Annotated in this window: 25 protein-coding genes; 13 read left to right on the top strand and 12 right to left on the bottom strand. The window is 50.6% G+C overall.

Features of this window, described 5'->3' with window-relative positions:
• Positions 1 to 7: 7 nt before the first annotated feature.
• The gene (locus tag NYE54_RS25200) at positions 8 to 877 is read right to left on the bottom strand and encodes a LysR family transcriptional regulator (protein WP_215158856.1); all 870 of its coding nucleotides are present in this window, start codon (positions 875 to 877) and stop codon (positions 8 to 10) included.
• A gap of 125 nt (positions 878 to 1002) precedes the next feature.
• On the opposite strand from NYE54_RS25200, the gene NYE54_RS25195 reads away from it, so the two are divergent.
• Positions 1003 to 1689 (top strand): ankyrin repeat domain-containing protein, encoded by a 687-nt coding sequence (locus NYE54_RS25195; protein WP_339267023.1) that lies wholly within the window; start codon positions 1003 to 1005, stop codon positions 1687 to 1689.
• Positions 1690 to 1722: 33 nt separating this feature from the next.
• Positions 1723 to 2949, top strand: coding sequence for an amidohydrolase (locus tag NYE54_RS25190; protein WP_339267021.1), 1227 nt, complete (start codon positions 1723 to 1725; stop codon positions 2947 to 2949).
• Between the two features lie 123 nt (positions 2950 to 3072).
• Here the strand turns inward: NYE54_RS25190 and NYE54_RS25185 are convergent, their stop codons facing one another.
• A complete protein-coding gene (locus NYE54_RS25185; RefSeq protein WP_339267020.1) occupies positions 3073 to 3759 on the bottom strand; it encodes a G1 family glutamic endopeptidase in 687 nt (228 codons plus the stop codon).
• Positions 3760 to 4243: 484 nt separating this feature from the next.
• Here NYE54_RS25185 and NYE54_RS25180 point away from each other — a divergent pair, with 484 nt between their 5' ends.
• Positions 4244 to 4417, top strand: coding sequence for a phospholipase D-like domain-containing protein (locus NYE54_RS25180; RefSeq protein WP_339267018.1), 174 nt, complete (start codon positions 4244 to 4246; stop codon positions 4415 to 4417).
• Between the two features lie 24 nt (positions 4418 to 4441).
• On the opposite strand, the gene NYE54_RS25175 is transcribed toward NYE54_RS25180, so the two are convergent.
• Entirely contained in the window at positions 4442 to 4927 is a 486-nt protein-coding gene (locus NYE54_RS25175; RefSeq protein WP_339267017.1) for an anthrone oxygenase family protein, read from the bottom strand.
• A 404-nt stretch (positions 4928 to 5331) separates the two neighbouring features.
• Here NYE54_RS25175 and NYE54_RS25170 point away from each other — a divergent pair, with 404 nt between their 5' ends.
• From NYE54_RS25170 to NYE54_RS25150, 5 genes are all read left to right on the top strand, one after another.
• Positions 5332 to 6732, top strand: a complete 1401-nt coding sequence (locus NYE54_RS25170; protein WP_339267015.1) for an ABC transporter substrate-binding protein — start codon at positions 5332 to 5334, stop codon at positions 6730 to 6732.
• Between the two features lie 98 nt (positions 6733 to 6830).
• Complete coding sequence (locus tag NYE54_RS25165; protein WP_076324156.1) at positions 6831 to 7721, top strand: sugar ABC transporter permease; 891 nt, start codon at positions 6831 to 6833, stop codon at positions 7719 to 7721.
• Between the two features lie 16 nt (positions 7722 to 7737).
• Entirely contained in the window at positions 7738 to 8571 is an 834-nt protein-coding gene (locus NYE54_RS25160; RefSeq protein ID WP_076324155.1) for a carbohydrate ABC transporter permease, read from the top strand.
• 144 nt (positions 8572 to 8715) lie between these two features.
• Positions 8716 to 9075, top strand: coding sequence for a VOC family protein (locus NYE54_RS25155; protein WP_127591679.1), 360 nt, complete (start codon positions 8716 to 8718; stop codon positions 9073 to 9075).
• 144 nt (positions 9076 to 9219) lie between these two features.
• A complete protein-coding gene (locus NYE54_RS25150) occupies positions 9220 to 10017 on the top strand; it encodes a TetR/AcrR family transcriptional regulator (protein ID WP_339267013.1) in 798 nt (265 codons plus the stop codon).
• Positions 10018 to 10373: 356 nt separating this feature from the next.
• Here the strand turns inward: NYE54_RS25150 and NYE54_RS25145 are convergent, their stop codons facing one another.
• The 3 genes from NYE54_RS25145 to NYE54_RS25135 all read right to left on the bottom strand — a co-directional run bounded on the left by NYE54_RS25145 (position 10374) and on the right by NYE54_RS25135 (position 13624).
• The gene (locus tag NYE54_RS25145) at positions 10374 to 11165 is read right to left on the bottom strand and encodes an ABC transporter permease (RefSeq protein ID WP_339267011.1); all 792 of its coding nucleotides are present in this window, start codon (positions 11163 to 11165) and stop codon (positions 10374 to 10376) included.
• Positions 11162 to 12046, bottom strand: coding sequence for an ATP-binding cassette domain-containing protein (locus NYE54_RS25140; protein WP_339267009.1), 885 nt, complete (start codon positions 12044 to 12046; stop codon positions 11162 to 11164). Before NYE54_RS25140 ends, NYE54_RS25145 begins: the two co-directional genes overlap by 4 nt.
• Before the next feature lie 228 nt (positions 12047 to 12274).
• Positions 12275 to 13624, bottom strand: a complete 1350-nt coding sequence (locus NYE54_RS25135; RefSeq protein WP_339267007.1) for an alpha-L-fucosidase — start codon at positions 13622 to 13624, stop codon at positions 12275 to 12277.
• A 119-nt stretch (positions 13625 to 13743) separates the two neighbouring features.
• On the opposite strand from NYE54_RS25135, the gene NYE54_RS25130 reads away from it, so the two are divergent.
• Entirely contained in the window at positions 13744 to 14571 is an 828-nt protein-coding gene (locus NYE54_RS25130) for an AraC family transcriptional regulator (protein ID WP_076324149.1), read from the top strand.
• 65 nt (positions 14572 to 14636) lie between these two features.
• On the opposite strand, the gene NYE54_RS25125 is transcribed toward NYE54_RS25130, so the two are convergent.
• From NYE54_RS25125 to NYE54_RS25115, 3 genes are all read right to left on the bottom strand, one after another.
• Positions 14637 to 14939 carry an antibiotic biosynthesis monooxygenase gene (locus NYE54_RS25125; RefSeq protein WP_100538611.1) on the bottom strand — a complete coding sequence of 101 codons (303 nt, stop codon included), beginning with the start codon at positions 14937 to 14939 and terminating at the stop codon, positions 14637 to 14639.
• Positions 14940 to 14944: 5 nt separating this feature from the next.
• Positions 14945 to 15937 (bottom strand): YafY family protein, encoded by a 993-nt coding sequence (locus tag NYE54_RS25120; protein ID WP_339267004.1) that lies wholly within the window; start codon positions 15935 to 15937, stop codon positions 14945 to 14947.
• A 64-nt stretch (positions 15938 to 16001) separates the two neighbouring features.
• Positions 16002 to 16499, bottom strand: a complete 498-nt coding sequence (locus NYE54_RS25115) for a DinB family protein (protein ID WP_339267002.1) — start codon at positions 16497 to 16499, stop codon at positions 16002 to 16004.
• 213 nt (positions 16500 to 16712) lie between these two features.
• Here NYE54_RS25115 and NYE54_RS25110 point away from each other — a divergent pair, with 213 nt between their 5' ends.
• Positions 16713 to 17633, top strand: coding sequence for a phosphotransferase family protein (locus NYE54_RS25110; protein ID WP_339267000.1), 921 nt, complete (start codon positions 16713 to 16715; stop codon positions 17631 to 17633).
• Positions 17634 to 17723: 90 nt separating this feature from the next.
• Entirely contained in the window at positions 17724 to 18095 is a 372-nt protein-coding gene (locus tag NYE54_RS25105) for a hypothetical protein (RefSeq protein ID WP_339266998.1), read from the top strand.
• Positions 18096 to 18333: 238 nt separating this feature from the next.
• Here NYE54_RS25105 and NYE54_RS25100 read toward each other — a convergent pair whose 3' ends face one another.
• The 3 genes from NYE54_RS25100 to NYE54_RS25090 all read right to left on the bottom strand — a co-directional run bounded on the left by NYE54_RS25100 (position 18334) and on the right by NYE54_RS25090 (position 22649).
• Positions 18334 to 19473, bottom strand: coding sequence for a zinc-dependent alcohol dehydrogenase (locus NYE54_RS25100; protein ID WP_339266996.1), 1140 nt, complete (start codon positions 19471 to 19473; stop codon positions 18334 to 18336).
• Positions 19474 to 20260: 787 nt separating this feature from the next.
• The gene (locus NYE54_RS25095; RefSeq protein ID WP_339273650.1) at positions 20261 to 21616 is read right to left on the bottom strand and encodes a dipeptidase; all 1356 of its coding nucleotides are present in this window, start codon (positions 21614 to 21616) and stop codon (positions 20261 to 20263) included.
• Between the two features lie 103 nt (positions 21617 to 21719).
• Positions 21720 to 22649 carry a LysR family transcriptional regulator gene (locus tag NYE54_RS25090; protein WP_339266995.1) on the bottom strand — a complete coding sequence of 310 codons (930 nt, stop codon included), beginning with the start codon at positions 22647 to 22649 and terminating at the stop codon, positions 21720 to 21722.
• A 162-nt stretch (positions 22650 to 22811) separates the two neighbouring features.
• On the opposite strand from NYE54_RS25090, the gene NYE54_RS25085 reads away from it, so the two are divergent.
• Together NYE54_RS25085 and NYE54_RS25080 are read left to right on the top strand one after the other, a co-directional pair.
• On the top strand, positions 22812 to 23936 hold the full coding sequence (locus NYE54_RS25085) for an extracellular solute-binding protein (RefSeq protein ID WP_339266993.1): 1125 nt from the start codon (positions 22812 to 22814) through the stop codon (positions 23934 to 23936).
• 9 nt (positions 23937 to 23945) lie between these two features.
• Positions 23946 to 25658 carry an ABC transporter permease subunit gene (locus tag NYE54_RS25080; RefSeq protein WP_339266991.1) on the top strand — a complete coding sequence of 571 codons (1713 nt, stop codon included), beginning with the start codon at positions 23946 to 23948 and terminating at the stop codon, positions 25656 to 25658.
• The last annotated feature ends 5 nt before the right edge of the window (positions 25659 to 25663 follow it).

The following is a 25663-nucleotide window of genomic DNA, read 5'->3' as shown; positions in this document are numbered from 1 at the left end:
TAAGTAGTTATAGGGCACTTGTCAACAAGTCAATGAAGTTCAGAGCCGTTCTGGAGACGTGATGATCTCTCAGCCAGATCAAGGCTGTGGAAGCCGCAGCCGGGGTGTCCTTGATTTTGTAAGCATGAACAGAAGCAGGCAAGTGCTGCTTGACCAGCGTTTCGGGAACGATCGCCACGCCAAAACCCGAAGCGACCAAACGCAGCAGCAGCGAAATGTCGGAGCATTCGGCTGCGATGTTCGGCTGGAGTTTCTGTTCCGAGAATGCCATCTGGATCGTATAATACACGCCCAACCCTTCCGTGCTTGGCAGAATGAGCGGATACTGCGCAATATGAGGGAGGGTTATCTCTTGTTCGATGGATGGCTCAGAGGTGAGCATATAAAAAGGCTCCGTCTGCAGATGAAGGATCGAGAAATCATCCAATTCGAGCGGCAGGCGGACGATCGCTAATTCGAGCGACCGGTTTCTCACGAGCTCACAGAGCTGATACGACTCGTTCTGCTGAATTTTATATGAAACTTGGGGATATCTTGCTTTGAACTCCTGCAGCCATGACGGCAGTTCTACCGAAGATAATGTATTGATGCCAAGACTCAGTGCTCCCTTATCACCGTTCCCGACCTCTTTAACCTCGGCTTTGGCCTCTTCCATGAGCTGGGTCATCTGGAGCGCATATTTATACAGCGTTTTACCTGATTCGGTGATTTCGAGCCGCTTGCCTCTACGATATACCAAGACGGACCCGAGCTCTTCCTCCATCGCTTTCAGCTGCTGACTGAGAGGCGGCTGGGAAATATGAAGCCGGTTGGCGGCAAGCGAGATCGTACCTTCCTCCACGATGGCAATAAAATACCGGAGCTGTCTGATGTCCATAGGTTGAAACAATCCTCCTTGTATATGAAAAACCTTAGTGAATTCAATTTTTTAAGTATTTTTCATATGGTTCTCTCTCATGTTAGCATACCTATATACACGATAGAAAGAGGAGGGAGAATCGAGTGCTGCGTTTATCAGCGATTCTATTGATCCTTCTCCTGTCGGCCTGTCAACCTAATCTGGAGAAAGAAGAGGTGCAGAATATGGATCATGAACTCATTGAATATGCCGAGCAAGGCAATACGGAGCAAGTACGCCAGCTTCTTCAATCCGGCGCAAACATCAATGCGACGGATGAGCAGGGAAGAACAGCGGTAATGGCTGCAACCTACCACAATCATGTCGGAACGGTAGAGGCTTTGATCCAGGCTGGCGCTGATATCAATATTCGAGATAAGCAACTAAATAATGTATTTTTGTATGCCGGTGCAGAAGGAATGATGGAAATTTTGCGGTTGGCGATCGAAGCCGATGCGGATGTGACGTTGACCAACCGTTTTGGCGGGACGGCTCTCATACCGGCCTCCGACCGCGGACATGTAGAGATTGTTCAAGAGCTGCTGACCCGGACCGACATCGATGTGAACCATATTAATAACTTGAACTGGACCGCGCTGCTCGAGGCTGTCATTCTCGGTGACGGCAGTGAGCATTATCAGCGCATCGTGAAGCTGCTGCTGGAGCATGGGGCGGACGCTGGGCTTCCCGACGGAAATGGCGTAACTCCCCTGCAGCATGCCAGGGAGCGGAGATACCAAGAGATTGAGCGCATCTTATTGGACGCTGTAAACGAAGAGCGAGGCAAATAGAAGGCAGGTATAAACGAGAAGGGGATGAACACTATGATCGAACAGAGTAATGCATATTGGCTGCTGCATGTCCGTCTGGAGACGGGTTATCGCTACGAGGATGACGTCGTGATCGGAACCGAAACGGGACTTTTTCATGTGAAAATAGAGAACGAGGCTTTCTCCGAGATCCGCCCTGCGGATGCTTTGCCTGATACGTTATTGCCGACACGGGACATGAACGGGGATCTGATGCTCCCATCATTTAGGGATATGCATATCCACCTGGACAAAACCTATTATGGAGGCCCATGGAAGGCACCGAGACGTCCGGCTCATGGGATCTTCAGCCGAATCGAGGAGGAAGAGAGGCTGCTTCCGGAGCTTCTTCCTACCGCCAAGGAAAGAGCGGAGGGACTGCTTGACCTGTTGCTGCGCTATGGGTCTACGCATATCCGCTCCCATTGCAATGTGGATCCTGTTGTCGGCTTGAGAAATTTAGAGGCCACCTTGCAGGCGGTTGAAGGATACAGGGAAAAAGCTTTTGTTGAGATTGTAGCATTTCCTCAGCACGGCTTGCTTCGCAGCCAGTCCGTATCCCTGGTTAGGGATGCGCTCCGAAACGGCGCAGCGCTGGTTGGGGGCTTGGATCCTACAACGGTGGATGAGAACATGGAGAAATCACTGAACACCGTGATGGAGCTGGCTGTTGAAGCCAACGCCGGCATTGACCTGCACCTGCATGAGTCGTCACATGTTGGGCTGAACACCTTTAAGCGCGTGGCTGACCTTACGGAAGAGGCGGGTTGGAATGGGAGAGTCACGCTCAGCCATGCGCTGGCTTTCGCGGATGTCTCACCAAGCGAAGTAGATGAGGTGGCGATTCGGTTGGCGGATTTGGGCATCTCGGTCACCTCTTCCGTACCGCTTGGCCGAACCATTCCGATTCCGCAGCTGCACCGCCGTGGTGTAGACATCTCGCTTGGGCAAGACAGCATAATGGACCATTGGTCCCCGTTCGGCAAAGGGGATAATCTGGACAAAGCGGGCTTGCTGGCCGAACGTTTCCATATGTCCGATGAGCGTTCCCTCGGACAGGCTCTCGGGTTTATTACGGGAGGCGTGACGCCATTAGACCAGGACGGCCGCTATGCCTGGCCTAACGTCGGGGATGCGGCAGACGCGGTGATTGTAGAAGCCAGCTGCTCCGCAGAAGCCGTTGCCAGACGGTCACGGCGCCGGGCCGTGCTGTTCAAGGGAAAACAGGTTTACGAATCATGATAAAGAAACAGCCGCTGCATGCCGGACTTTTCCGGTGTGCAGCGGCTGTTGTTGGTTATCGGGTATACAGCTGCTCCGTATCATCATGAGGATCGTCCTTTACGCTGCCTGAAGGTCAAGACTCTATTGAGGAACACTTTTGACAACGAACCGGTCTCCTGCCCTGTTCGGATTGGAAGGTATGGAAGTAACGCTTAAATTCTGAAGCATAATGCCTCCGTCATCGGCTGTGAGTTTTGGACTTTTCCCATTGACGCGGCAGCAGGAGAAGGCGACAGGGGATAACCGTGCCATTGTTGCAAGTGCCCCATTGACCTGCGGCGCTTCGACGATCCATTCCGCCGAGGTTTGTGGACCATTGTAACGTTGTAGTGTTCGAAAGATCCAATTTCGTGATACGTTTCGAAGGCAGATTAACCAGTTAGAACCGCTACGCTTGCTGATGCTGGCATGCATCCGATCCCCCGGCTGAATTGGCAGCGGAATGATCGTAACCGAGGCGGGGAGAATCTCCCACCAGGCATAATAATAAGCCTTACCATCTATGAATTCATGACCCGTTCCGGTCTGTATCAAATGGCTGTTGCGGAACCCGTCGATTCCGATCCATGCAGAGGAATAGGTCGCCGCACGGCTTGGACGAACAAACGGCACATTCCATTTGGCGGATATCCGTTTGAAGGCCCCTTTTTTTCCTGTGACGCTGTATCCGCTCCAATTGCTTGAAATCCATCCGATGTTACGACGCGGCTTGGCTGAAGTGTCAAGTTGGCATGCGTGATTCCACTTATCTATCATGGGAATCCCCATATCTCCACCGCCTTTACTAGATTGATAGTATATCTAATGAAGAATCGGTAGATTTGGTATGGGTTTTCTGTTAGAAAGTTTGTTTAGATCTTGGTGTACCCATGAAGAGAGCTAGAGGAGTCCGGCAATTTCATGGGGCTCGAAATCGTATTTGCTGCCGCAAATATGGCAGACAAGTTCAATCGGTTCTGCTTTCATAACAGCGTACTTCAAATCTTTCTTTTCTAGTGAATGAAGTATGGGGTATAACACTTCTTTTGAACAGCCACAGAAATGTTGAATCGGGATGCTCCCGACAATCTCTATGTCTTTGAAAATCTTGCCGGGTATCTCCATGAGACCGTTGGATTTATCCGCCAAAATGTACTGATGCATTCAGTACTATGCGGAGTATCCGGATGATGCATTATCCTATGGGATGGACAAAGAATTGTACAATTTTATCAAACAAGCGGTGGGCGTTATACCCACAGATGCATGAATTTTGCTTGACGGAACGAAGGTGGAAGTGGGTTCATTCAATTACTTCCAGTCGGCCGTGGAAGAGAACGATGATATTGCCGTGATCATTCAGGATGAAGCGACAGGCGCAAGTTTTGAATCGGCATTTAATAACATGTGGAACGATGGGGAGGCATTCAAGGATTATGGATTATAGCCGCCCCATTCCCGTGATCCCGTCTTAAGGGAGATGCCGTAAGGCAAAAACAAACAGGATCATCGCCCCTAAAGAAGTGATGGTTCGTACATGATTCCATGGCACCCAGCGTCTCAGGTAGTTAATCCATACCTCGCCTCCGGCACCGCTACCTGGGTCAACCGCGGCCAGTGCGTCGTTTAGCGGGACGTTGAACGCCATCGTTACGATGAATCCCGCTAAATAAAGCAGGCTGGCGGCAAGCAAGTACAACGAGCCGGGTTCTCCCCAGCGCATGATGGATAAGACCGCAAGCACGATACTGGTTAATGCAGTACCTGTAAACAATGTGCCGAACAAAGGATTGAGAATGGTTGCATTGATGGACTGCATGGCATGAATCCCCTGTTCATTGGGAATCCGGGCCAGCGCTGTCATTATAAAAGACGAGAAAGCGAAGAACAGCCCGGCTATGAGTCCCGAGCCTGTTACCGAGAATAAAGCCAACAAAAAAATCAAGCGGTCACTCATGGATGGTATACCTCCAATGGCATAGGTTATTACTGGTATGGTTCCAGTCCAGCATGTTCTTTTAATTGCTTGTACATACAAATATAATTGGGTTTCCAGCAAAAGTAAAGACCTAAATAGGCTGGAACTTAATATCAATCAATAGACTCACATTTATATATTAATATTTTCTATTTCTGGTAATTAGTTGATTACATATCCTGTTATGAAAATAAAGAATACGATGAGAAAATGCAGAAGAATGGCTGCTATAGGTCGCTTTCATATTGAGCGGCCTATTTGTTACGAAAAAAAGTTCAGAATATCCACACTATTTTCAAAATAGAGTTATATATACGCTCTCGTAAGCGTATACAAAATTTGGATAATATATCAAATTGCTGCAGCCAAAAGGAGGGATTCGTATGAAGTCAGGCAAGAGGGGTTTTTGGCTAGTAACGACGGCTTTATTAAGCGTTTCTTTGTTATTCGGTTGTACCGGGGGTAAGGGAACCCCAGCCGATACCGGCGATCCGGAACCGGGAAAGGATGGAGAGACAGCCAAGAAAATCATTACCGTGACGTTTCGGGATGACGGAATCGGCGAGAACGGAGCGTTCTATAAATGGCTCAAGGAACTATCGGCAAGTTACCCCGACAAAAGCGTAGAGATTAAGCCGACACCAATTCAGGCATCGGAAGGCGATTATTTTGCCAAGGTGGCCTTGGCGCTCAAGTCCAAAGATACGGCGCCGGATATTGTGACAGAGGATACCTTTATCCTGAACTCTGATGCAAGCGCAGGCTATCTGGAACCGCTTGACGATAAATTGGCGGCATGGGAAGACTGGGGCAACGGTTCCTTCATTGAAGCGATGAAGAAGGGGGTTACCGCTAGCGATGGCAAGGTGTACGGCGTACCGTACAATACGGATTCCAGGGGCCTCTGGTACAACAAAGACATTTTCAAACAAGCAGGTCTTCCGGAGGATTGGCAGCCTAAGAACTGGGAGGAGGTCTTAAGCGCTGCGCGAACGATCAAGGAGAAGGCGCCTGACGTTGTGCCGATCTGGATGAACATGGGCAAAGCTACAGGCGAAGCAACCTCCATGCAAACCTATGAAATGCTGCTCTACGGAACAGGCGAAAGACTGTATGACAATGCCGGCGGCAAATGGATTACGAAAAGCCAGGGCATTCTCGATGCGCTGACCTTTGTGGAGACGGTCAATAAGGAGAAACTCGGACCGCCGCTCTCCAAAGTATTGAACGGCCAGGCAGGCAACACGGCTTCCCGTGAATACCTGCCGCAGGGCAAGCTGGCGATTTCACTTGATGGCTCATGGATTACGGGCAACTATATGGAATCAGGCGCGGCGCCATGGCCTGAATACAAAGATGTGCTCGGCTTCGCGCCGATGCCGACCAGCCAAGGGCAGGACCCTGGGTCCATTACGCTGGCCGGAGGGTGGGCGCTGTCGATTCCAAGCAATTCCAAGAACAAAGACGAGGCTTGGGAATTTATCCAATATGCGCTAAACAAGGATAATACGCAGAAGCTTGTTATGTCCTCAGGGAATATCACGGTACGTGCCGATGTTGCCAAGGATCCGGAATATACAAAAATGCCGTTTAACGAAATCGCGACCGAATACCTGCAGAATGCAGAGTTCAGACCGGCGCAGGAGAAGTATCCGGAAGTGTCGACACAGATCCAGACGATGGTAGAGTCCGTGGCAACGGGAACGTCGCCTGCGGATGCCATGAATAAATATGCGCAGGACGTTACCCGCATTGTCGGAGCGGATCATATCGTGGAGAAATAATCGATATACACACAGAACCGGCTTGCTCAAGCGCTCCATTCATTGCGGAGGCTTGGGCAAGCGGTTTTTCAGATCATCTGCATGGAAGGAGAAGACACATGAGCAGTCTGTCCGTGGACGTTTACCCGAAACGAAGAAAAACGTATACCTGGCTCTTTTTTTTGCTTCCTTCAATCGCGATTATGCTCGTGTTTTTTATATATCCGATTCTGTTAACATTCTTCTATTCCTTCACCAACCTGGCGTTAACCGGCGAAGCGGCGAGGGAGCTTAAGTTTATCGGCCTTGACAACTATGCCCGGATGTTCCAGGACCCCACGGTTCGAATCAGTATATGGAACACGCTGGTTTTCCTTATCGGCTCGGCGGTGATCGGGCAGCAGGTGCTGGGATTTCTGATCGCCCTGCTGATGAAGCAGAGGAACAAGACTTTTCGGCGAGTGATTGGAACGATTGTGCTTGCGGGCTGGGTGACGCCCGAGATTGTATGCGCTCTTTGCTTGTACAGCTTCTTCGGGGATGAGGGCACGCTCAATGCAATTATTACTTTTTTTGGATTTTCGGAAGTGACCTGGCTGTTTACCGTCCCGATGCTGACGATCATTCTTGCGAATATTTGGCACGGCACGGCTTTCTCGATGCTGGTATTTCAAGCTGCGCTGGATGATGTGCCTAACGAAATTGAGGAAGCGGCGGTGGTGGATGGAGCCTCCAAGTGGAAAATCTTCACGCGTATCATTATTCCGTACATTAAAAGCACCATTACAACCAACATGATGCTGGTTACGCTGCAGACGCTTGGGGTGTTCGGACTCATCTATGCGATGACCGGGGGCGGTCCGGGCAATTCTACGACGACCCTGCCGATCTTCATGTACAATCAGGCATTTGTGAACTATCAATTAGGCTATGGAACTGCCATTTCGCTGCTGCTGCTGTTGATCGGGATTGTCTTAAGCCTGCTGTATATCAGGTCGATGAAAGAGTAACCAGAGGTGAGATCATATGAATGCCAAACAACGTAAATTAATCTATCGTATTCTGCCGTACGCGATCCTTACGGGGATCGGCATTTGCTTTGTGCTGCCGCTGCTCTGGGTTCTCGTGGCTTCCGTCGATCCGAATGCGATGCAATCGCTGAAGATGCCCAGCAAGGTTACCGGCGCTAACTATGTTGAGGTGATTACCAGCAGCGAGAACCAGCGCGCTTACCTGATTGGTCTGGTGATGTCGCTTGGCCAAGCCGTATTGGTTGTTCTTCTGGCGCTGCTTGCAGCTTATCCGCTATCCCGTTATCAGATGAAATATAAGAAACCCTTTATGCTGACCATTCTGTTTATGACATCGCTCCCGATTACGGCTGTGATGGTGCCTGTTTACCAGCTGTTTCTGGGGCTGAAGCTGTATGACAATATTTTGGGCGTCATCTTGTTCTATGTAGCGTCATCCATGCCATACGGGATTTGGATGATGAAGAATTTCATGGATTCCGTGCCGAGCGATCTGGAGGAAGCCGCCTGGGTGGACGGGGCTTCGGTGTTTACGGGAATGCGCAAGGTCGTGGCACCGCTGATGGTTCCGGGTATTTGTACGGTGGCGATATTTACCTTCTCGGGCAGTTGGGGCAATTTCTTCGTTCCGTATATTCTGCTGCAGTCGCCTGAGAAATTCCCGGCTTCCCTGAAGCTCTATCAGTTCTTCGGGCAGTATGGCATGGTTGATTACGGCAGCCTGGCCGCCTTCTCGGTGCTGTACGCCATCCCGGCGATCATCATGTACATTCTCTCCCAGCAATTCATGTCCAAGGGCTTCGGGCTGCAGGGCGGAACGAAGGGATAGGGGAAGCTAACGAATCAGCTGTTGAGTAAACCTCAACAGTTTTTTCTATTGGAAGGATTTGTTATACTAGTCGTGTAGTTACATGAGGGTGTGTATAACGTAGATGTAATGATATTTTTAGCATGATGAATGGAGGAGTATAAGTTGGGGGTTAAACGCATTGTCGCAAATGTCGCAACGAAGGATGTCGCCGCAGCCAAGACGTTTTATCAAGATGTGCTGGGTCTGGATATGTTAATGGATCATGGCTGGCTCACCACTTATGGCTCGCAGGAGAGGATGAGCATACAGATCAGCTTTGCTTCCGAGGGAGGCAGCGGCACGCCCGTTCCGGATCTGTCGATCGAAGTGGATGAGCTAGAGGCTGTGCTGGATGCGATGAGGCGGGCAGACTTTTCCATTGAATATGGACCGGTTGATGAGCCTTGGGGAGTAAGACGCTTTTTTGTCCGCGATCCGTTCGGGAAGCTGGTCAACATTTTGATGCATCTGTCACATGATTGAGTATACGTGGGTCAAGTCGGTATCCTCGCACTGATGCTTATATGCTACCCAGTACATAAGGATGAGCATATATGATATACTGTTTATAATATAAACAATTATCGATGACATCAGAAGCTAGGATGCAGAAAGGATACACTGTTTATGTCAAACGATCAGAGTATGGATTCGGATATTGGATCCAAGCTGCCCAGAGGGGCGGCTCTTAGCTGGGGATTGGTAAAGCCGCCGCAGCGGGGACCGAAACGGGAGATGAGCCTGTCGCAGATTGTGGAGACGGCTATCGATATCGCCGATAAAGAAGGGCTTTCCGCTGTCTCCATGAATCGAATCGCGTCCTCCTTGGGTTTTACCGCCATGTCGCTGTACCGGTACATTTCCAGCAAGGACGACCTTTTGCTGCTAATGCAGAACGCCGCGTGCGATATTCCCATTCCTCCAGAAGATTCTGCCGACTGGCGCGAGAATATGCGGGCCTACGTCAAATCGACGATGCAGGTATTCCGGGATCACCCCTGGTTTGGAGACATTCCGATTACGGGTATTCCCATTACGCCGAACAATCTGCGATTTATCGATTGGGGTCTGCGGTTCATGACGGATCTCCCGCTAAATGATTATGAGCGGATGTCTTTGATTCTCTTGTTAAGCAATTACGCTAGATCAAGCGGCATGATGCAGCGGGATATGGACCGCGCCATACAGGCAGGCTCCACCCCGGAACAGTTCAGTGGAATCGATTATACGGCAGCGCTGAAACAGCTTATGAAGCCGGATCGGTTTCCGTTCCTGTATCCGGTTGTGATGTCGGGGGTCTATACGGAAGACAACGAGGAAGTGAATCCGATTGGCAATGACATTGATTTCGGGTTAGAACGCATTCTGGACGGCATTGATCATTATCTCCAGACCAAGACACAGCCGGGAAAGTCGGACAAGTAATGATATCGGCCAAAGTTACAGTTACAGGTCGTGGTGGATAAGAGTGTGCAGTAAGAGTGTGGAGTAAGAGCTTGCCGTAAGAGAGGGCAGTAAAAGCGTGCCGCAGCTGGGTAAAAAACCGATCCTCGCATGAGGATCGGTTTTTTTTTGCTGGTTGATCAGGCCCAAAGCGGACGTTTTATCAAGCGTCGGGTTTGGTTGATATCGTTCCGGGACGGACATGACATCCGCTGGAAGGCAGATGCCATGTCCAGATTGGCTCTTAAAAAAGCATTGCTACATCGTGCGCACTGCTCCATTATGCGCACGGTGCGTGGTCCGGTGCATCCTTGGATAGCTGTCGACCCTATGCATAGTTAGCGTCGACCGGCTTTTCTCTTAAACGTCCACATGCTCCATACCATGGACCCGACAAGGATGAACAGACACCATCCAATTGCCCAGCCGATGTGATCCTGGATAGAACCACCCGTCAGCAACCCGCGAATGGATTCAATGACGGGCGTGATCGGTTGGTTGCTTGCGACCCCTTGCAGCCATGTCGGCATCGTCTCAGTAGGAACGAAGGCGCTGGAGAGGTAGGGGAGGAAGAGCAGTGCAAATCCATAGCTGCTGGCCGCTGCCGGACTGCCTGCAACGAGGCCGATGGCGGCAAAAAGCCAAGTGAAGGCAAAGATGAAGAGCGCGATCAAGCCGATGGCGAGAATCCAATCCAGAAGTCCGGCTGAAGGCCTGAATCCAACGAGCTGAGCCACAGCGATAACGCCGCCAGTCGCCAGCATGTTTCGGGCAAGGCTGGCTACCACATGTCCTGTAATGACACTCATGCTTTGAATGGGCATGGTCCGGAAGCGGTCAATGATGCCATTGGTCATATCTTGGGAGACATCGACGGCCGTGCTGGACGATCCGAAACCGGCGCATAACAGAATGATTCCCGGCACCACGTAGTCTACATACTGTCCGCTGGGATCAATGGCGCCGCCAAATACATAGGTGAACAGCAGCATCAACATGATCGGCAGCATCATTGCCGTAATCATCGCCTCCGCGTTCCGGATGCTGTGACGTAAGCTGCGACCGATAAAGACGCTCTGGGTGACCGCAAAGGACGTTGTTTTTGTGTTCGAAGCTGTTCCTCTCATCATACGATTTCCTCCAATTTCTTGTCGGTTAGCGACAGGAATACATCATCCATATTTGGCCTGTGAAGACTTACGCGCGTCTCGTTCGGTAGCAGGTGAGTGAACTCATGGAGCGTCTGAGCGACGTCCCCGATGCTGCCGCTTGTCGGAATCCTGTGAATCACCTCGTCGTGTTCGTCGCGGAGCTCCAGAACTTCTCCTCCGACACGGGTCTTCAGCTCGGCCGGACTTCCCTCAGCAACGACTCGCCCGCCATCCAGGACCGCGATCCGGTCCGCGAGCTGATCCGCTTCCTCCAAATACTGCGTGGTCAGCAGTATGGTGATACCTTGGCTCTTCAACTGCAGAATGATATCCCACAGGGTACGGCGGCTGCGTGTATCCAGTCCCGTGGTTGGTTCATCCAGGAACAGCACGGGCCGCGGCACAACAAGGCTGATCGCAAGATCAAGTCTTCTCTTCATCCCGCCCGAATACGTCTTCACGCGCTTGGCGGCAGCAGCAGCGAGATCGAATTGTTCGAGCAGTTCGGCAGTTCGCAGGCGCGCTTCCGCTGCGGATAGACCGGACAGCCTGCATATCATCCGCAGGTTCTCTTCCGCGGTCAATACTTCGTCGACCGCAGCGAATTGGCCGGTCAGACTGATGGACTGCTGCACATTCTGCTTGTGATGGCGGAGATCAAATCCGTTAATCCTCACGCTGCCGGCATCGGGCGCTACCAAGGTCGACAGGATGTTGATCAGGGTTGTTTTGCCGGCCCCATTAGGACCAAGAAGAGCAAATACGTTTCCTTGAGGCACGCTCAGGTCGATCCCGTCCAGCACGGTTTGGTGCCCAAAGCTTTTGCGAAGTTGCCGAATCTCAACAGCATAGTTACTCATTGTCAGCACATCTCCCTTAATCAATTGTATATATAATAAACAGTTTAATTGATAATTAGTATATTTCATAAACAGTTATTGTGCAATACGATTTTTTTTGCGTTGAGGAATTGCATGATGATCCAGGAGGATAGGGTGTCGGGGCATAAAAAAGAGCCTGACGCGATGTAACAAAACATCAAGTCAGGCTCTTATAGGGATTAGTTCATAGTATATGCGATCTTATCGTTACGAACGATCCGATTCGTCATAAAGCTCCAGTTCAATGACGGTATTGCGTTTGTCGGGGAGCGGATAAGTGAAGTGTTCAGGACGCGCGAAATTCACAAATGCGTCCTCGATGAATTCCGCTGCGCTCCATGGGCGGCTGAGGAACAATTCGTATCCGTCCGCGAGCAGACGGGCCTTCTTCACCTTGTCGGCCATGCCGATGAGATTGATCGGTCCGATGGACTCCTCAAAGACGTGGGCGTACAGCTTATTGCCTTTTTGGGTGTACCGACCCCAATCCGGCTTCGGATAATCGGCGGCCGCACAGCCATAGATACTGTCGCCGTTCTTGCTCATCCAGTCACCGATTTCCTCCAACACGTCAAGGCTCTCCTTAGGGATGACGCCCCTCGCGTCAGGCCCGACGTTCAGCAGCATGTTGCCGTTCTTGCTAACGCATTCCACCAGTTTGCGGATGATCGTGGTTGCCGATTTGTAATTGCGGTCGGCGGCTGCATAGCCCCAATTGTTATTCAGTGTAATGCAGGCTTCCCATGGGATCGGGGCACCTGTCTGATCCACGACGCCGTGCGGCGGAATGATCTGTTCAGGTGACGCGAAATCTCCACTGTAAACGGAAGGATCGGTAGTATAGATGCTGCCTCCGCTCTCGCCGCTGCCTTCGAGCCGGTTATCGATGAGAATGTGCGGCTGCAGCTCGCGGATCATCTTCATCAGCTCGGTGGCGCGCCACACTTCGCCGCGCATGTTACCATAGGAGAAGTCAAACCACATAATATCGAGCTTACCGTAGCCTGTCAGCAGCTCTCGAACCTGCCCGTGCATGTAATCCAGGTATCGGTCGAAGTTTTTCGGATCGCGCTTGAAGGCTTCGTTGGCGCGCATCGGGTGAATGCGGTCCCCATAGGCCGGATAGTCCTCATGGTACCAATCGATCAGCGAGAAGTAGAGGCCGACTTTAAGGCCTTCTTCACGGAAAGCTTCCAGAAACTCCTGCACGAGGTCCCGGCCGGCTTTGGTATTCGTTGATTTATATTCCGTCAGCTTGCTGTCGAACAAGCAGAATCCGTCATGGTGCTTGGCCGTCAGCACCGCATATTTCATGCCTGCTTTTTTGGCCGCTTTGGCCCACTCCCGCGGATTATAGTCAACGGGATCAAATTCATCGAAATAGGTCTGATAGTCTTCGATGCTCATCTGTTCCGAGCTTCGGAGCCATTCGCCTCTGGCTGGGATCGAGTAGAGCCCCCAGTGGATGAACATGCCGAAACGGTCGTTCTGGAACCATTGCACACGCTGGTTTCGTTCCTGGATGACTTGATTGGTTGGAGTGGTAGTTGTTGTCATGGATTCAAACCTCCGATTCTTGGAATTGTCGAGTTTGATTTTAACAAGAATGTGTTAGTATGAATAGATAATTACTTAACTCTGACGGGTATTATAATAACTTTAGAGGATAATCGAAGATGAAGAATGAACGAAATGAACATGAAGCCATTCAGCAGATGCTCCTGAACATGCAGGTTCAGATCTGGGAGGCCGAAAGAACGCAGTGCTGGCCGGAGTGGAAGGAATTCGACTACACCGTGTCTTACAACAAGCTCTATTTTATCCTGGATGGGGAAGGATGGGTGAAAATCGGCGATGAGGAGCTGTATCCCGTTCCGGGTCAATTGGTTCTGATGCCGGCACGGACCAGGCAATCCTACTCTGTCATCAGCGGCCGCCCCTATCTTAAATATTGGTCGCACTTCTCGGCGACCGTAGGTGATTCCGATGTATTTTCCTGGCTGAACGTTCCCTATTGCTATGATTTATCGGAGAACGCGGAGATTCCGTCATTATTCCAGCAGCTGGTGGATGCGCATCGTACCGGTACCATCGCCGCGCGGTTAAAGGAAAAGTCGGTGATGCTGGACATCCTGTCCCGAGTGTTCGAGCACCAGCACCCGCAGATTCATACGGACAAAATGGAAGATATGGGCAGGCTCCACAAAGTGCAGCAGTACATTAAGAATCACCTGCATGAGGAGATTACGCTGGAGCAGATGGCGGGGACGCTGCATTTGCATCCGAATTATTTTATTAAGTACTTCAAGCGGCATTTCGGGATCACGCCGCAGAAATATTTAAGCCTCAAACGAATGGAGCAGGCCAAACTCATGCTGAGAACGACCCCTCTGAGCATCAAAGAAATTGCGGACGCAACCGGCTTTGAATCGGCGAACTATTTCTCGAAGACGTTTCGTAAAGAGGTTGGTTACAGCCCCTCGGAATACCGGAACAATATATAGCAAAAAAAGAGGCTGTCCCTGAATTTCGATTCGGGGAAAGCCTCTTTTCTTCTGATCAGGTATATCTAAAAACCTTTTCCTCCAAGCGGTTTAAGCTTGAGCGGCTCCGCGCCGGCGATCAGCGGCCGCCCGCGCTGCAGCAGCTCGGACGTATCGGCTCCCTGCAATGAAGCGGCATGCGCGTCTTGGCTGCTCCACAATTCCGTGACCCAGACGGCATTCGGATCGCTGTCCGAAACGTTGACGATATAGAGTTCACAATCTTTGTTATCGCTAAGCATCGCTGCTGCTTCGAGCAGGATCTCTGCAAGTTCATCCCGTTTGCCGGGATGGGCAATCAGCTTTCCGTACATCGCGAATTTCTCCATCGGGTTCACCCTTCCTTTTTGGTCATGTCGCTTAACATGCGTTCGTAATGGAGCGCCATGCTTGTCGTGATTTCTGACAGTTTCAGAACAAGAGAAGCGGGCTCCAGAATGGTTAAAGATTTGCCATATGGGAGAAGGAAATAGGGAACATAAGACGTCAGCGAAGACGTATCCAGTCGGAAATGAGCTTCTCCATCACGGCGTTTCACAAGCGTATGTCCAAATAACCAATGCTGACTTAATTCATTCAGAACATGATCGTGGCCTTGGATGACGACATTGACCAGCGGTTCATGGCTGCCTTGATCGGGCAGCAGACTGCCAAGCAGTACATCCTTGGCCGAAAAATCAGCGGGCCGTTCAAATCCATGCTCTGTCAGCTCCAGCTCGATGATCCGATCCACGCGAAAATTGCGAATCTCTTGACGCAGATGGCAGAAGCCCGCAGCATACCATTGACCCTTCCAGTGGATGATGCCGTAGGGATCGAAGTCTCGGGTAACGCTGGCGCCTTCCCTGCCCTTCGAATACATCATCTTCAGGGTTTGTCCTTGCGCCGCGGCACGTTCAAGTGTCTGAAGCAGCGGTCGCAGTCCCTTATGAGTAGGAGGCTGCAAAACCGAGATGCCGCTGCTGTGCCGTTCGATCTGATCAAGCTGCTCCTCGTTTGTATAAAGCTTCAGCTTGTCGATCGCCCGCTGCAGTGCGTCCGTGAACGGATAGCCGCTTTCTTTGGCAAAGATCGAGGCATGCACCAATGCCTTCTGCTCTTCTGCATGAAACATCAGCGGGGATTCGGCAAACTGTCCGAGGATCCGAAAGCCGCCGTTCGGCCCGGAATCGGCGATGATGGGCGCGCCGCTGGCGCATAACGAATCGATGCAGCGGTACACCGTTCGAACATGGATTTCCAGCTCATCGGCGATTTGCTGCGCGGTCATCTTCTTGCCCGAGCGGAGCATCCACAGGATCGACAGCATATTATCCGCTTTGGACATCTAGATTCGCTCCTTCCAGATGGGATGATCCCGAATGTTTGCTTTTAAGTAGATTGTATCTTTTCTACACGAGCGGGTCCATTCCCTTGTCGATCCAGGAATCGTAAGTCGGACCGTAGAGCTCGGGAATCCGCAGGCCGGCTTGTCTCATCAGCACCGTCATCTGTCCGCGGTGATGGGCTTGATGAATAAGGGTAAAATGCAGGAATGCCGCATTTGCCCAAGGCTCTCCGTCGAAATCACGGGTAGCGCGAAGATCATCCTCGCTCCACTGCGACTGCACGGCATCCAGAAAGGCATGCCGGATCCGGCGGTAGCTGCTCTGAATCTCGGCGGCGGAATCCGGGATTTCCTGCTCACGGGACGGGCCTTCAAATTGTAGACCGAGCATGGTCATATACTGAACCGACATTACCAAATGCCATGCCAGCTGACCGAGCGTGCGATGCTGATCTGTCATGGCGGTTTTGAGCGAATCGTCGGTTAATGCGTCCATGACTTGTTCCGTAATCCGTGCCTCTTTTAACCATTCTGTCGTAAAATCCTCTATGCTCATGTTCATGTGTAAACCCTCGCTTTATATTAGGATGGATGCTGTAAGTCGAGTATATTACATCATTCCTGACAATTACGGTCAGTGATTATGGGGCGCAACGAATTTATTTATTCCAGTGCTTAGCCGGAGATTGATCTGCATGGTCTAATGAACCATCTTCCTTTATAATGTATGAGATTTAAAGATCGTGCCGGATATCGAATATAGGGGGTGTTCAGCATGCAGGACGCGATTCGCGAAATCCCGGGGGCAGATAAATGGATGACCGTTCAAACGGTTGACAAGGGCTGGTCGGCAGATCGTAAATTTTATGTTCAGGATACGGAAGGCCAGGAATGGCTTCTCCGATTATCCGACATCTCTCAATATGAGCGAAAGCGGTGGGAGTTTGAAGCGGTAAAAAAGCTTGATTCTATCGAAATGCGTACGTCTCGCCCGATTGATTTTGGCGTATGCCATGATGGCAGGCAAGTATTTTCCCTGTTTACATGGGTTCCGGGAGAAGATGCAAGGGATGCGATTCCATTACTGGATTCTCAGGAGCAGTACCGGCTTGGCGTTCAGGCAGGCCAATATTTGAGCGAAATGCATCGCATTCCGGCTGAAAGCAGCTTTGACACATGGGCAGATTATTATAATTCCAAAATGGATAGGTACATCAAAAATTATAAGAACTGTGGCATCCAGCTCGCAGGTGCTGAGAACATCATTCGTTTTATGGAGGAGCATCGGTATTTACTTGATGAGCGGCCCCGTGCTTTTCAGCATGGGGATTATCATGTCGGCAATATGGTGGTTACTTCTGAAGGTGAGTTGGGCATCATCGATTTCAACCGGGCGGATTATGGTGACCCTTGGGAGGAGTTTAATCGGATTACGTGGGATGCCGCGATTAGCCCGTGGTTCGCTTCCGGTCGTATTCACGGATATTTTCAAGGACGTGAGGTACCGGATTCATTTTTCAGATTAATGGCACTTTATATCGCGAGCAATCAGATTTCCTCAATTCATTGGGCGATTCCATTTGGAGAGCAGGAAGTGGAGGTTATGGTGAATCAGGCTCAAGAGGTGCTGAACTGGTATGAGGGGTTCCAGACGCATATGCCCAACTGGTATAAACCAATGCCGAGGTCGTCTTAAACCAACGCTGCTAGGATAGCAATCCAGAAGAATTTTTCGGTGATGCTGCATGATACAATGACATCAAATCCCAAAAGGAGGTTTGTACTCATGTCATCAGCGGATATTCAGTTTGTCGGCGGAAACAATATTGCCCTTAAAATTCCGAAGTACAAGTATGAGGAAACCGTGCATTTTTACAAAGAGGTTTTGCGGCTGCCTTATTTAGGCTTCAAGGATGGTTCACACCTCTTTCAGCACGGCCCGAACAATTTATGGCTGGATTGCATGACTCACTATGCTCAGCAGGATGTCTGGTTAGAGGTCACTACGGACCATCCCGAGACCGCCGCTTCATATTTGAGAGAACATCAGGTGGATCGCAGGGATGAGGTGGAGGTTTACGAGAACTCGCGAGGCTACTGGATATCCGATCCGTGCGGAACGATCATCCGGGTGAATCCCAGAAAAGCGAATGAATAGACAGTCTACCCGGCGAATATATTAGCCGTTGATGACACGATCCCTTGAGACTTGAGGTCATGTCGAAACGTCCAATACTCATCCGGGAAGATTTTAACCTCACCCACTAAGTTTCATGAACCGGGACACAAAATCACTAATTTCCATGAAACGGGACACAAAAAACCAAGCACTTCCTATCCAATCCAAAGGTTGTGACAGGGAATGTTTGGTTTATTCTTGTAGCTTTGAATTGATGCTACGGCTTCAGAACTACCTTGGTGCAGTTTTCTTCATGATCGCTAAATATCCGATAGGCATCGCTTGCTTGTTCCAGTGGAAGCCGGTGGGATACAATCTCGGTTGGATCAAATTCCCCGGCGGTGATCTTCTTGAACAGCTCCGGCATATAATGGATGACAGGGGCTTGTCCCATGGTAAGGGTAATGTTTCGTTCAAAAATATGGCTCAGCGGGAACATGTTGTACAATGAACCGTACACGCCGGTCAGCTGAACGGTGCCGAATTTGCGAACGGCATCGAAGGCAATATCCATTGCGCTTAACGTTCCGCCTTGGAGCTTCAGCTTTTGACCAATGGCTTCCATGGTTGACTTCTTCCCGTCCATGCCAACGCAGTCGATCACAATATCCGTGCCGCCCTTAGTGATCTCGCGGATGTACGCGCCCATATCATCATAGTCTTCAAAATTGTAGATCTCAACATTGTTCATCCGCTTTGCTTTTTGCAGCCGGTAGGGAAGGCGGTCCACGGCGATTACCCGTTTAGCCCCCTTCATCCAGGCGAATTTTTGGGTCATCAGACCGACCGGTCCACAGCCGAGCACCGTCACGGTATCACCTGGCTTAACGCCGGCATTTTCCACGCTCCAATAGGCAGTAGGCAGAACGTCAGACAAGAAGAGAAGCGCCTCATCCTCCAGTTCGCAAGATTCGGGGATGACAAACGGCATAAAGTTCCCGTACGGCACGCGCAGATATTCAGCCTGCCCTCCAGGATAGTTACCATAGCGTTCGGTGTAACCCAGGTATCCACCGGTATGAACATCCGGGTTGCCATTGGAATTGTCGCATTGACTTTCCATATCATGATTACAATAGTAGCAGTGGCCGCAAGAAACATTGAACGGAAGAACGACGCGGTTGCCTTTTTTTACGCGGGTTACGTTAGCACCGATCTCTTCTACGATCCCCATGGGCTCATGGCCGATCACGAAATCTTTAGACGTGGGCATAGTCCCGAGGTATATATGAAGATCGGAACCGCAAATGGCTGTAGAGGTGATGCGGACGATAATATCATCCTGTGTCTGAAGGGATGGATCCTGCACGTCTTTGACCTGAATGTCTTTTGCGCCTTGAAATGTGACTGCTCTCATTTGTTCCCTCCTCATGCGATGTACATATGTTCTCTTTTCAATACCCGATATGCACTTTTATTAACATCCCCATCGCTATTTATGCATATGCGCTGCTACGCGCAAAAACATAGTTTGTTTGAAGAACGGTCAATGATAAACAGAGTAAATTCACGGTGTTAAGCGAGCCCGATGGCAAGCGTGTTAAATGTATACTTTCGGGCTTACCGGACATAGGACGGTGATAACTGCTGGTTCGATAACTGGATAACTTCGAATTCTAACGGACAAAGGATCCGTTATTTGATCCGATAAGAGCTAAACTGGGATTCTAGCGGACATGAGGTACGTTATTTGCATAAAAAGTCCGTTTTTTCGCGGCGAAAGGGATGAATAACGGACTTGGTGTCCGTTAGGATAAGAAAATCGTCTGAATCGTGCAAATAGCGGATCTGTGGTCCGTTAGTTGCGGCTTATTGTAATAGTGTGGCTTGTTGGTGATAGCAGCGGCTTGTTGGTGATGAAATTACCTGTTTGGTGATAGCAGCCAGTAATAAGTTTTTGTAGGACACACCCCATGGCCGATTTTCTTCGGTAAACCGAAGCCGCAGTCCGATGGTCGGTATGTGGATGGCATAAGGGACTTTTCTAAAAACAAAGAACGCGTATTGGCAGGGATTCGGTTATCCCGCCATACGCGTTCTTTTTTAGGATCTTTACGATTACTCTTTGGGCTTTCCTTCCCGCGGGAAGGTCGCGGTGTCCAGGTGATGTTGGCGTCTACGCTTTGGCCGTTGGCGGCAAAAGTTTACACGAGCTTCAAATACTCAACGATCGTCAGCAAACCTTTATCGAAATTCTCCAAATTCAAATGCTCGTTCGGAGCGTGCAGATTCTCGTCCGGCAAGCCAAAGCCCATCATGACGGCAGGTGCATCGAGCGTGCTGGACAGCTTCTCCACGATCGGGATGGACCCGCCATCCTTTGTAAAGAGGGCACGCGTGCCGTAGACATGTTCGAAGGCGTCCGCGGCTTTTTGCAGCATTGGATGGGACGGATCGATGTTGAAGGCGAATGCCTTTTCCTTCGGTTTAAACGTAATCTTCGAACCGACTGGAGTGTGGGCATGCAAGTGGGCTTCAATCGCGTCGAGGACCGCTTCCGGATCCTGGTCCGCCACCAAGCGGCACGTAATTTTGGCATGGGCTTCCTTCGGAATAACCGTCTTGCTGCCTTCACCCTGGAATCCGCCGTATACGCCGTTCAGCTCAAGGGTCGGACGCGCTCCCACGCGTTCAACGAAGGAGAATCCTTCCTCACCGTACAGGGAATCGAGGCCGAGATCCTGCTTCAGCTTATCCTCGTCGAATTCCTGCTTGGCAAATTCCTCACGCATTTCAGGCGACAGCTCGAGCACGCCGTCATAGAAGCCTTTTACGGCGACACGGCCTTGCTCGTCATGAAGCGAAGAGAGCAGGGAGACGAGGGCATGCAGGGCGTTAGGTACGCCGCCGCCATATGTACCGGAATGAAGGTCGGTATTGGCTGTTTCCAGAGACAACTCTAGGGAGCACAATCCGCGAAGGCCTGTGGAAATGGCCGGTTTGCCAGGTGCGAGCAGGGATGTATCCGAGATCACGATGGCGTCTGCGGCCAGCTTGTCCTTGTTGTTGTCAAGATAGAGCGGGAGGTTCGGGCTGGACACCTCTTCTTCGCCTTCAATGCAGAATTTGATGTTGACCGGAAGCTCTTTCTCTTGCTTCAAAATGGCTTCAACGGCTTTGACATGCAGGAAGAGCTGGCCTTTATCGTCCGTTGCTCCGCGTGCATACAATTTTCCGTTACGGATAGCCGGCTCGAAGGGCGGCGTTTCCCACAGATGAAGCGGGTCTACAGGCTGTACGTCATAGTGACCGTATACGAGCACGGTTGGTTTGCCTTCGGCATGCAGATAGTCTGCCGTAATAATAGGATGTCCTGCCGTTTGATGAACTTCCACATGCTCAAGGCCTGCTTCGGTCAGCTTGCCTGCGAGCCACTCGGCAGCCTTTGCCACATCGCCTTTGTGCTCGGACAGGGCCGAAATGCTCGGAATGGACAACCATTCCTTCAACTCATTCAGATGGGTTTCGCGGTGTTCAGCGAAATACGCTTTATAATCAATACTCATGTTATAGGGATCCTCCTTCAAAATTCTCATTGGCATTCGATGGATGCCGTACCTTACTATTCTAACCGTTTTTCGAGGAATACGAAATATAGCGGGATTAATCTTGAATCGTGTCATGACTCTCTTCCGGCTGTTGTGATGCAAAATTGTCCAAAAGGTTTCTCCAGAACATCCGCAGCGCCGGACTGATCAGCTTATTACGGTGGCGAACGGCATAAATCCGGCGCTCGGGCAGCCAGGACGGAATAGGTCGTGATTGGAGTTTCCCCTCTGCCAGTTCTTCTTGTATGGCAGCTTCTGCGATCATGCCATACCCCAGACGGTGCCGAACGGCTGCTTTCAGTGCTTCGGTTCCCGAGATTTCCAATGATATTAGAAGGTGGATATGATGTTTGTCAGCCCAGCGGTCAATAAGCTGTCTGCTGATGGAGCCTGGTTCATGCGAAACAAAGGGATGTTCGACCAGATCGCTCGGAATTAAATCTCTTATGCTGGCAAAGGGATGATCCGGGGCGAATATAAGCACCAGATCATCATGGATCAGCGGCTGTACGATGAATTCAGGCTCATCTACTTGCGTGTTCGATATGATGCCTACATCGAGCTCGTATTTTTTGACTTTCTCGATAATATAGGCAGCCGGTCGGACATCCAACTGGATGGACAATCCCGGATAATTAAGTTTCAACTGTTGCAGAAACGGCGGTAACAGGTAGGTAGCGGGAGTATGGGTGCTGCCAATGGCGAGTACTCCTGCAGCGGTTCCGCGGAAGACATCCATAGTTGATGAAGCTTCCTCAGACAGGGAATGGATCTGCGATGCGTAATGATAAAAGGCTTGACCGGCTTCCGTAAGCTTGATGACATGGTAGGACTTGGTGTGAAACAGGGCAAGGCCAAGCTCTTCCTGCAGCTTATTTAAATGGAAGGTGACGGTTGGCTGGGTAATGCCCAGCTTCTGAGCCACAAGGTACAACTTCCTCAGCTCCACGGTAAGCACAAATACTTTTAATTGCTGTAAGTTCATGTTGCTATCCTCTCTTTCCATTTCATCATTGATAATCTTAATCTTATCTAACATTTGATAGATATTATTTAACTCTTTGTTAACGCAGCGATAATTTTTAATTGAATTTGGCGCGTTATGCTGAAATGGAACCAAGAAGGAAATCAGAAACAGGAGGGTGACATGAACAAAAAAAGAGGCTTTAAACATGGGATATTCATTGCATTAACTGCGCTGATGTTGTTGTTGTCGGCTTGCGCGCAATCGGATGGACAGCAAACGGTTCGATCTAAGGAAACGACAGGACCCATTACCAGCGGAAGCGGAAGTACCGCCGGACAGTCGGACGTATCCTTGACCAGCGACAACGCAGAGGATACCGGGGAAACGATCTACTTATACGGGAATGATTTTGTAGATTTCATTGCTCCGAAGTTTATGGAAGAGACAGGCTTCAAGATCGAAGCCGTGCATTACGGCGGGGGAGAAGCATTGGCCAAAATAGAAGCCGAGCAGGGTAACCCGCAGTGGGACGTCCTGATGATGGATGGGCACGGTTCGGTGCGCAATTTGGCAGATCGCGATTTCCTGCTGACAGACTGGGAGCCTGAGAATCTGGGAAATCTGTCCGAAAACGGAAGGAGTTATGTTCCCGAAGATTTCGCCTACTTTCCTATAGGCATTCATGCGGCCGGGGTCATCGCTTATAACACAACGCTGGTAACGCCGGAGAAGGCACCGACGACCTGGGAGCAATTTTTTGCCTATGACGGTCCTGTGGGTCATGCCGATCCGGCCGTAGCAGCGCCTGCCTATCCGCTCGTATCTGCTTTTTATGAGCAATGGGGTGTCGAAGCGGCAGAGCAGAAATATGAGCAGCGTTTTAAGAAGGGGCTGCATGTCTACCCCAAGAATGGTCCGGTCGGAAAAGCATTGTTAAGCGGAGAAATCGAGGTTGCGGCACTCCAGGAGCACAATGCTTATGAACTGAAGCTTGCAGGTGAGCCTATTGAGGTGATATGGCCGCGCGAGGGTGCGCCAGGCAGCTTGCGTGTTGTAGCGATCAGCAAACATACCAAGAACCCGGCAGCGGCCAAGGCATTTGTGGAATATATGCTAAAACCCGAGACACAGCAGATGTTAACCAGTCAGGATTCCACGGATAGTTTCTTTACGCCGCTCGTTGAAGGTGTGTCAGCGCGAAGTGAACGTGAACCGAACGGAGCCTTTATGCTGCCTTCTGCGAAGTGGGCCTCAGAGCATGAGGTTGAGATCAAGACTTGGTTTGCGGATCAAAACGTAAGGTAGGCACATAACATGAATACTTCGGAAGCTCGCTATGGAGGCGGGGTAACCCTCCTCCTGTTTGTTTTTATTTTTCTGCCGCTGCTTGCCGTGCTAATCAACGTGATTTTCCCTGGACTCTTTTTCGGGCAGATCCAGTCCAGCAGCTTGGGTTTGATCGGAGACATATTTCACCGACCTCTGTGGAAACAATCCCTCCTGAATTCAGTCACATTAGCGCTGGGGACGGCTACGTTCGGTACGATCATTGGAGGCGTACTTGCAACCATCCGGGCAAGATGGAACTTTGCAACAGCAAGATTGCTGGATATGACGGCGTGGGTTCTGCTGATCGCGCCATCGTTCATGATTGCACAGGGCTGGGTATTGTTTGCCAGTGCGGATGGACTGGTTCATCAGTGGCTGGGGCTGACGTGGGTCACTTCATTTATTTTTCAACCTGCCGGACTTGTGTTTGTCATGTCCCTAAGCAAATTCCCGTTAGCTTACTTGGCTATTATGGCAGCTTCGGAGTGGAATATAAGGCAGTTCGGTTATGCAGCCAGGCTGAACGGCGCGGGGCCTTTCACCGTATGGAGAACCGTCGAATTGCCACTGGCACTCCCTTCTTATGTTGCGGGCTGGACACTGGTCTTTATGGATTCGATCGGCGATTTTGGGCTGCCTGCCGCATTGGCAACTGTGTATAAATTCCCGACGCTGACCTACTCCATTTACTCGGCCATTTACCAGTCACCTGTACGTTTTGATATGGCGGGAGTGCTGGCATTCTACTTGGTATTGATACTGGTGCTGGCGATGACCTTGCTGATGGTGACCCTCCGTAAATCCAGATTTGACTTTCTGAATGCGAGAGCAGTCAAAATGGAGAAGGTTAAGCCGCGGTTTGCCTGGATGTACAATCTGTCAATTACGGTTTTTCTTTTCCTGAGTCTCGGGATTCCGATTGGGACGAGTGCAGCGGTATCTCTGCTGAAACAGGCAGGCGGAGGCCTGAATCCGGGCAATTTTACGCTGGAGCATTATCGTGAATTATTTGCAGGACAGGCTGGGGATCACCGGCTGCTCGGTTATCTGGAAGGAATGTATCATTCACTCGCAATTGCAGCCGCAGCCGCATTGTTTAGCATGCTGATCGGGTTTGTAGTTGCCTACATGCTGACCTTCACGGAGTCTAAGCTAAAGCCCATGCTTCAGCTGTTCTCCATCATATCCCTAGCGGTCCCCGGCGTTGTGCTCGGGATCGGCTATATTTTCATATGGAATCAGAAATGGCTGGAGCCTTTAGGACTCCATTTATACGGAACCCCCTCGCTGCTCGTGATTGCGGGTATAGCCGGTGCCATCCCCTACGCAGTCAGGGTCCAGCTTGGAGCGTTCGGCAATTTGTCCGGCACGATGCTGAAGGCAGCCGCTATCCAAGGCGCGAGCATATTCGAACGGATGCGGGATATCGTACTGCCCATGGTACGTCAGTCTTTGCTTATCGCGATCCTAGCTTCGTTTGGAACCAGCGTGTTTGATTTGGCCTTGGCCTCGATGCTGAAACCGGCTAATTATTCACTGATGCCACTGGTTATCGACAGAGCTTTTGAATTCTCGCGCTACGGCTATGCTACGGCTGCTACCGTTGTAAGCTGCGGTACCGTGGTGCTCATCATCGTACTGCTTCAAGCTGCGGGACGCCTTGTATTTCGATGGCTGGATGGCAATAGAAAGCGGTAGACGGA

It is taken from the genome of Paenibacillus sp. FSL K6-1330 (assembly GCF_037976825.1).
Classification (GTDB): domain Bacteria; phylum Bacillota; class Bacilli; order Paenibacillales; family Paenibacillaceae; genus Paenibacillus_AQ.
The sequence above is the reverse complement of the archived record's forward strand: the minus strand, read 5'-3'. Positions and strand labels throughout refer to the sequence as shown.

Bases quoted from the DNA above. Each gene is read 5' to 3' on its own strand.
- NYE54_RS25200 (WP_215158856.1), bottom strand. From the start codon at position 877: ATGGACATCAGACAGCTCCGGTATTTTATTGCCATCGTGGAGGAAGGT.
- NYE54_RS25190 (WP_339267021.1), top strand. From the start codon at position 1,723: ATGATCGAACAGAGTAATGCATATTGGCTGCTGCATGTCCGTCTGGAG.
- NYE54_RS25185 (WP_339267020.1), bottom strand. From the start codon at position 3,759: ATGGGGATTCCCATGATAGATAAGTGGAATCACGCATGCCAACTTGAC.
- NYE54_RS25175 (WP_339267017.1), bottom strand. From the start codon at position 4,927: ATGAGTGACCGCTTGATTTTTTTGTTGGCTTTATTCTCGGTAACAGGC.
- NYE54_RS25170 (WP_339267015.1), top strand. From the start codon at position 5,332: ATGAAGTCAGGCAAGAGGGGTTTTTGGCTAGTAACGACGGCTTTATTA.
- NYE54_RS25165 (WP_076324156.1), top strand. From the start codon at position 6,831: ATGAGCAGTCTGTCCGTGGACGTTTACCCGAAACGAAGAAAAACGTAT.
- NYE54_RS25160 (WP_076324155.1), top strand. From the start codon at position 7,738: ATGAATGCCAAACAACGTAAATTAATCTATCGTATTCTGCCGTACGCG.
- NYE54_RS25150 (WP_339267013.1), top strand. From the start codon at position 9,220: ATGTCAAACGATCAGAGTATGGATTCGGATATTGGATCCAAGCTGCCC.
- NYE54_RS25145 (WP_339267011.1), bottom strand. From the start codon at position 11,165: ATGATGAGAGGAACAGCTTCGAACACAAAAACAACGTCCTTTGCGGTC.
- NYE54_RS25140 (WP_339267009.1), bottom strand. From the start codon at position 12,046: ATGAGTAACTATGCTGTTGAGATTCGGCAACTTCGCAAAAGCTTTGGG.
- NYE54_RS25135 (WP_339267007.1), bottom strand. From the start codon at position 13,624: ATGACAACAACTACCACTCCAACCAATCAAGTCATCCAGGAACGAAAC.
- NYE54_RS25130 (WP_076324149.1), top strand. From the start codon at position 13,744: ATGAAGAATGAACGAAATGAACATGAAGCCATTCAGCAGATGCTCCTG.
- NYE54_RS25125 (WP_100538611.1), bottom strand. From the start codon at position 14,939: ATGGAGAAATTCGCGATGTACGGAAAGCTGATTGCCCATCCCGGCAAA.
- NYE54_RS25120 (WP_339267004.1), bottom strand. From the start codon at position 15,937: ATGTCCAAAGCGGATAATATGCTGTCGATCCTGTGGATGCTCCGCTCG.
- NYE54_RS25115 (WP_339267002.1), bottom strand. From the start codon at position 16,499: ATGAACATGAGCATAGAGGATTTTACGACAGAATGGTTAAAAGAGGCA.
- NYE54_RS25110 (WP_339267000.1), top strand. From the start codon at position 16,713: ATGCAGGACGCGATTCGCGAAATCCCGGGGGCAGATAAATGGATGACC.
- NYE54_RS25105 (WP_339266998.1), top strand. From the start codon at position 17,724: ATGTCATCAGCGGATATTCAGTTTGTCGGCGGAAACAATATTGCCCTT.
- NYE54_RS25100 (WP_339266996.1), bottom strand. From the start codon at position 19,473: ATGAGAGCAGTCACATTTCAAGGCGCAAAAGACATTCAGGTCAAAGAC.
- NYE54_RS25090 (WP_339266995.1), bottom strand. From the start codon at position 22,649: ATGAACTTACAGCAATTAAAAGTATTTGTGCTTACCGTGGAGCTGAGG.
- NYE54_RS25085 (WP_339266993.1), top strand. From the start codon at position 22,812: ATGAACAAAAAAAGAGGCTTTAAACATGGGATATTCATTGCATTAACT.
- NYE54_RS25080 (WP_339266991.1), top strand. From the start codon at position 23,946: ATGAATACTTCGGAAGCTCGCTATGGAGGCGGGGTAACCCTCCTCCTG.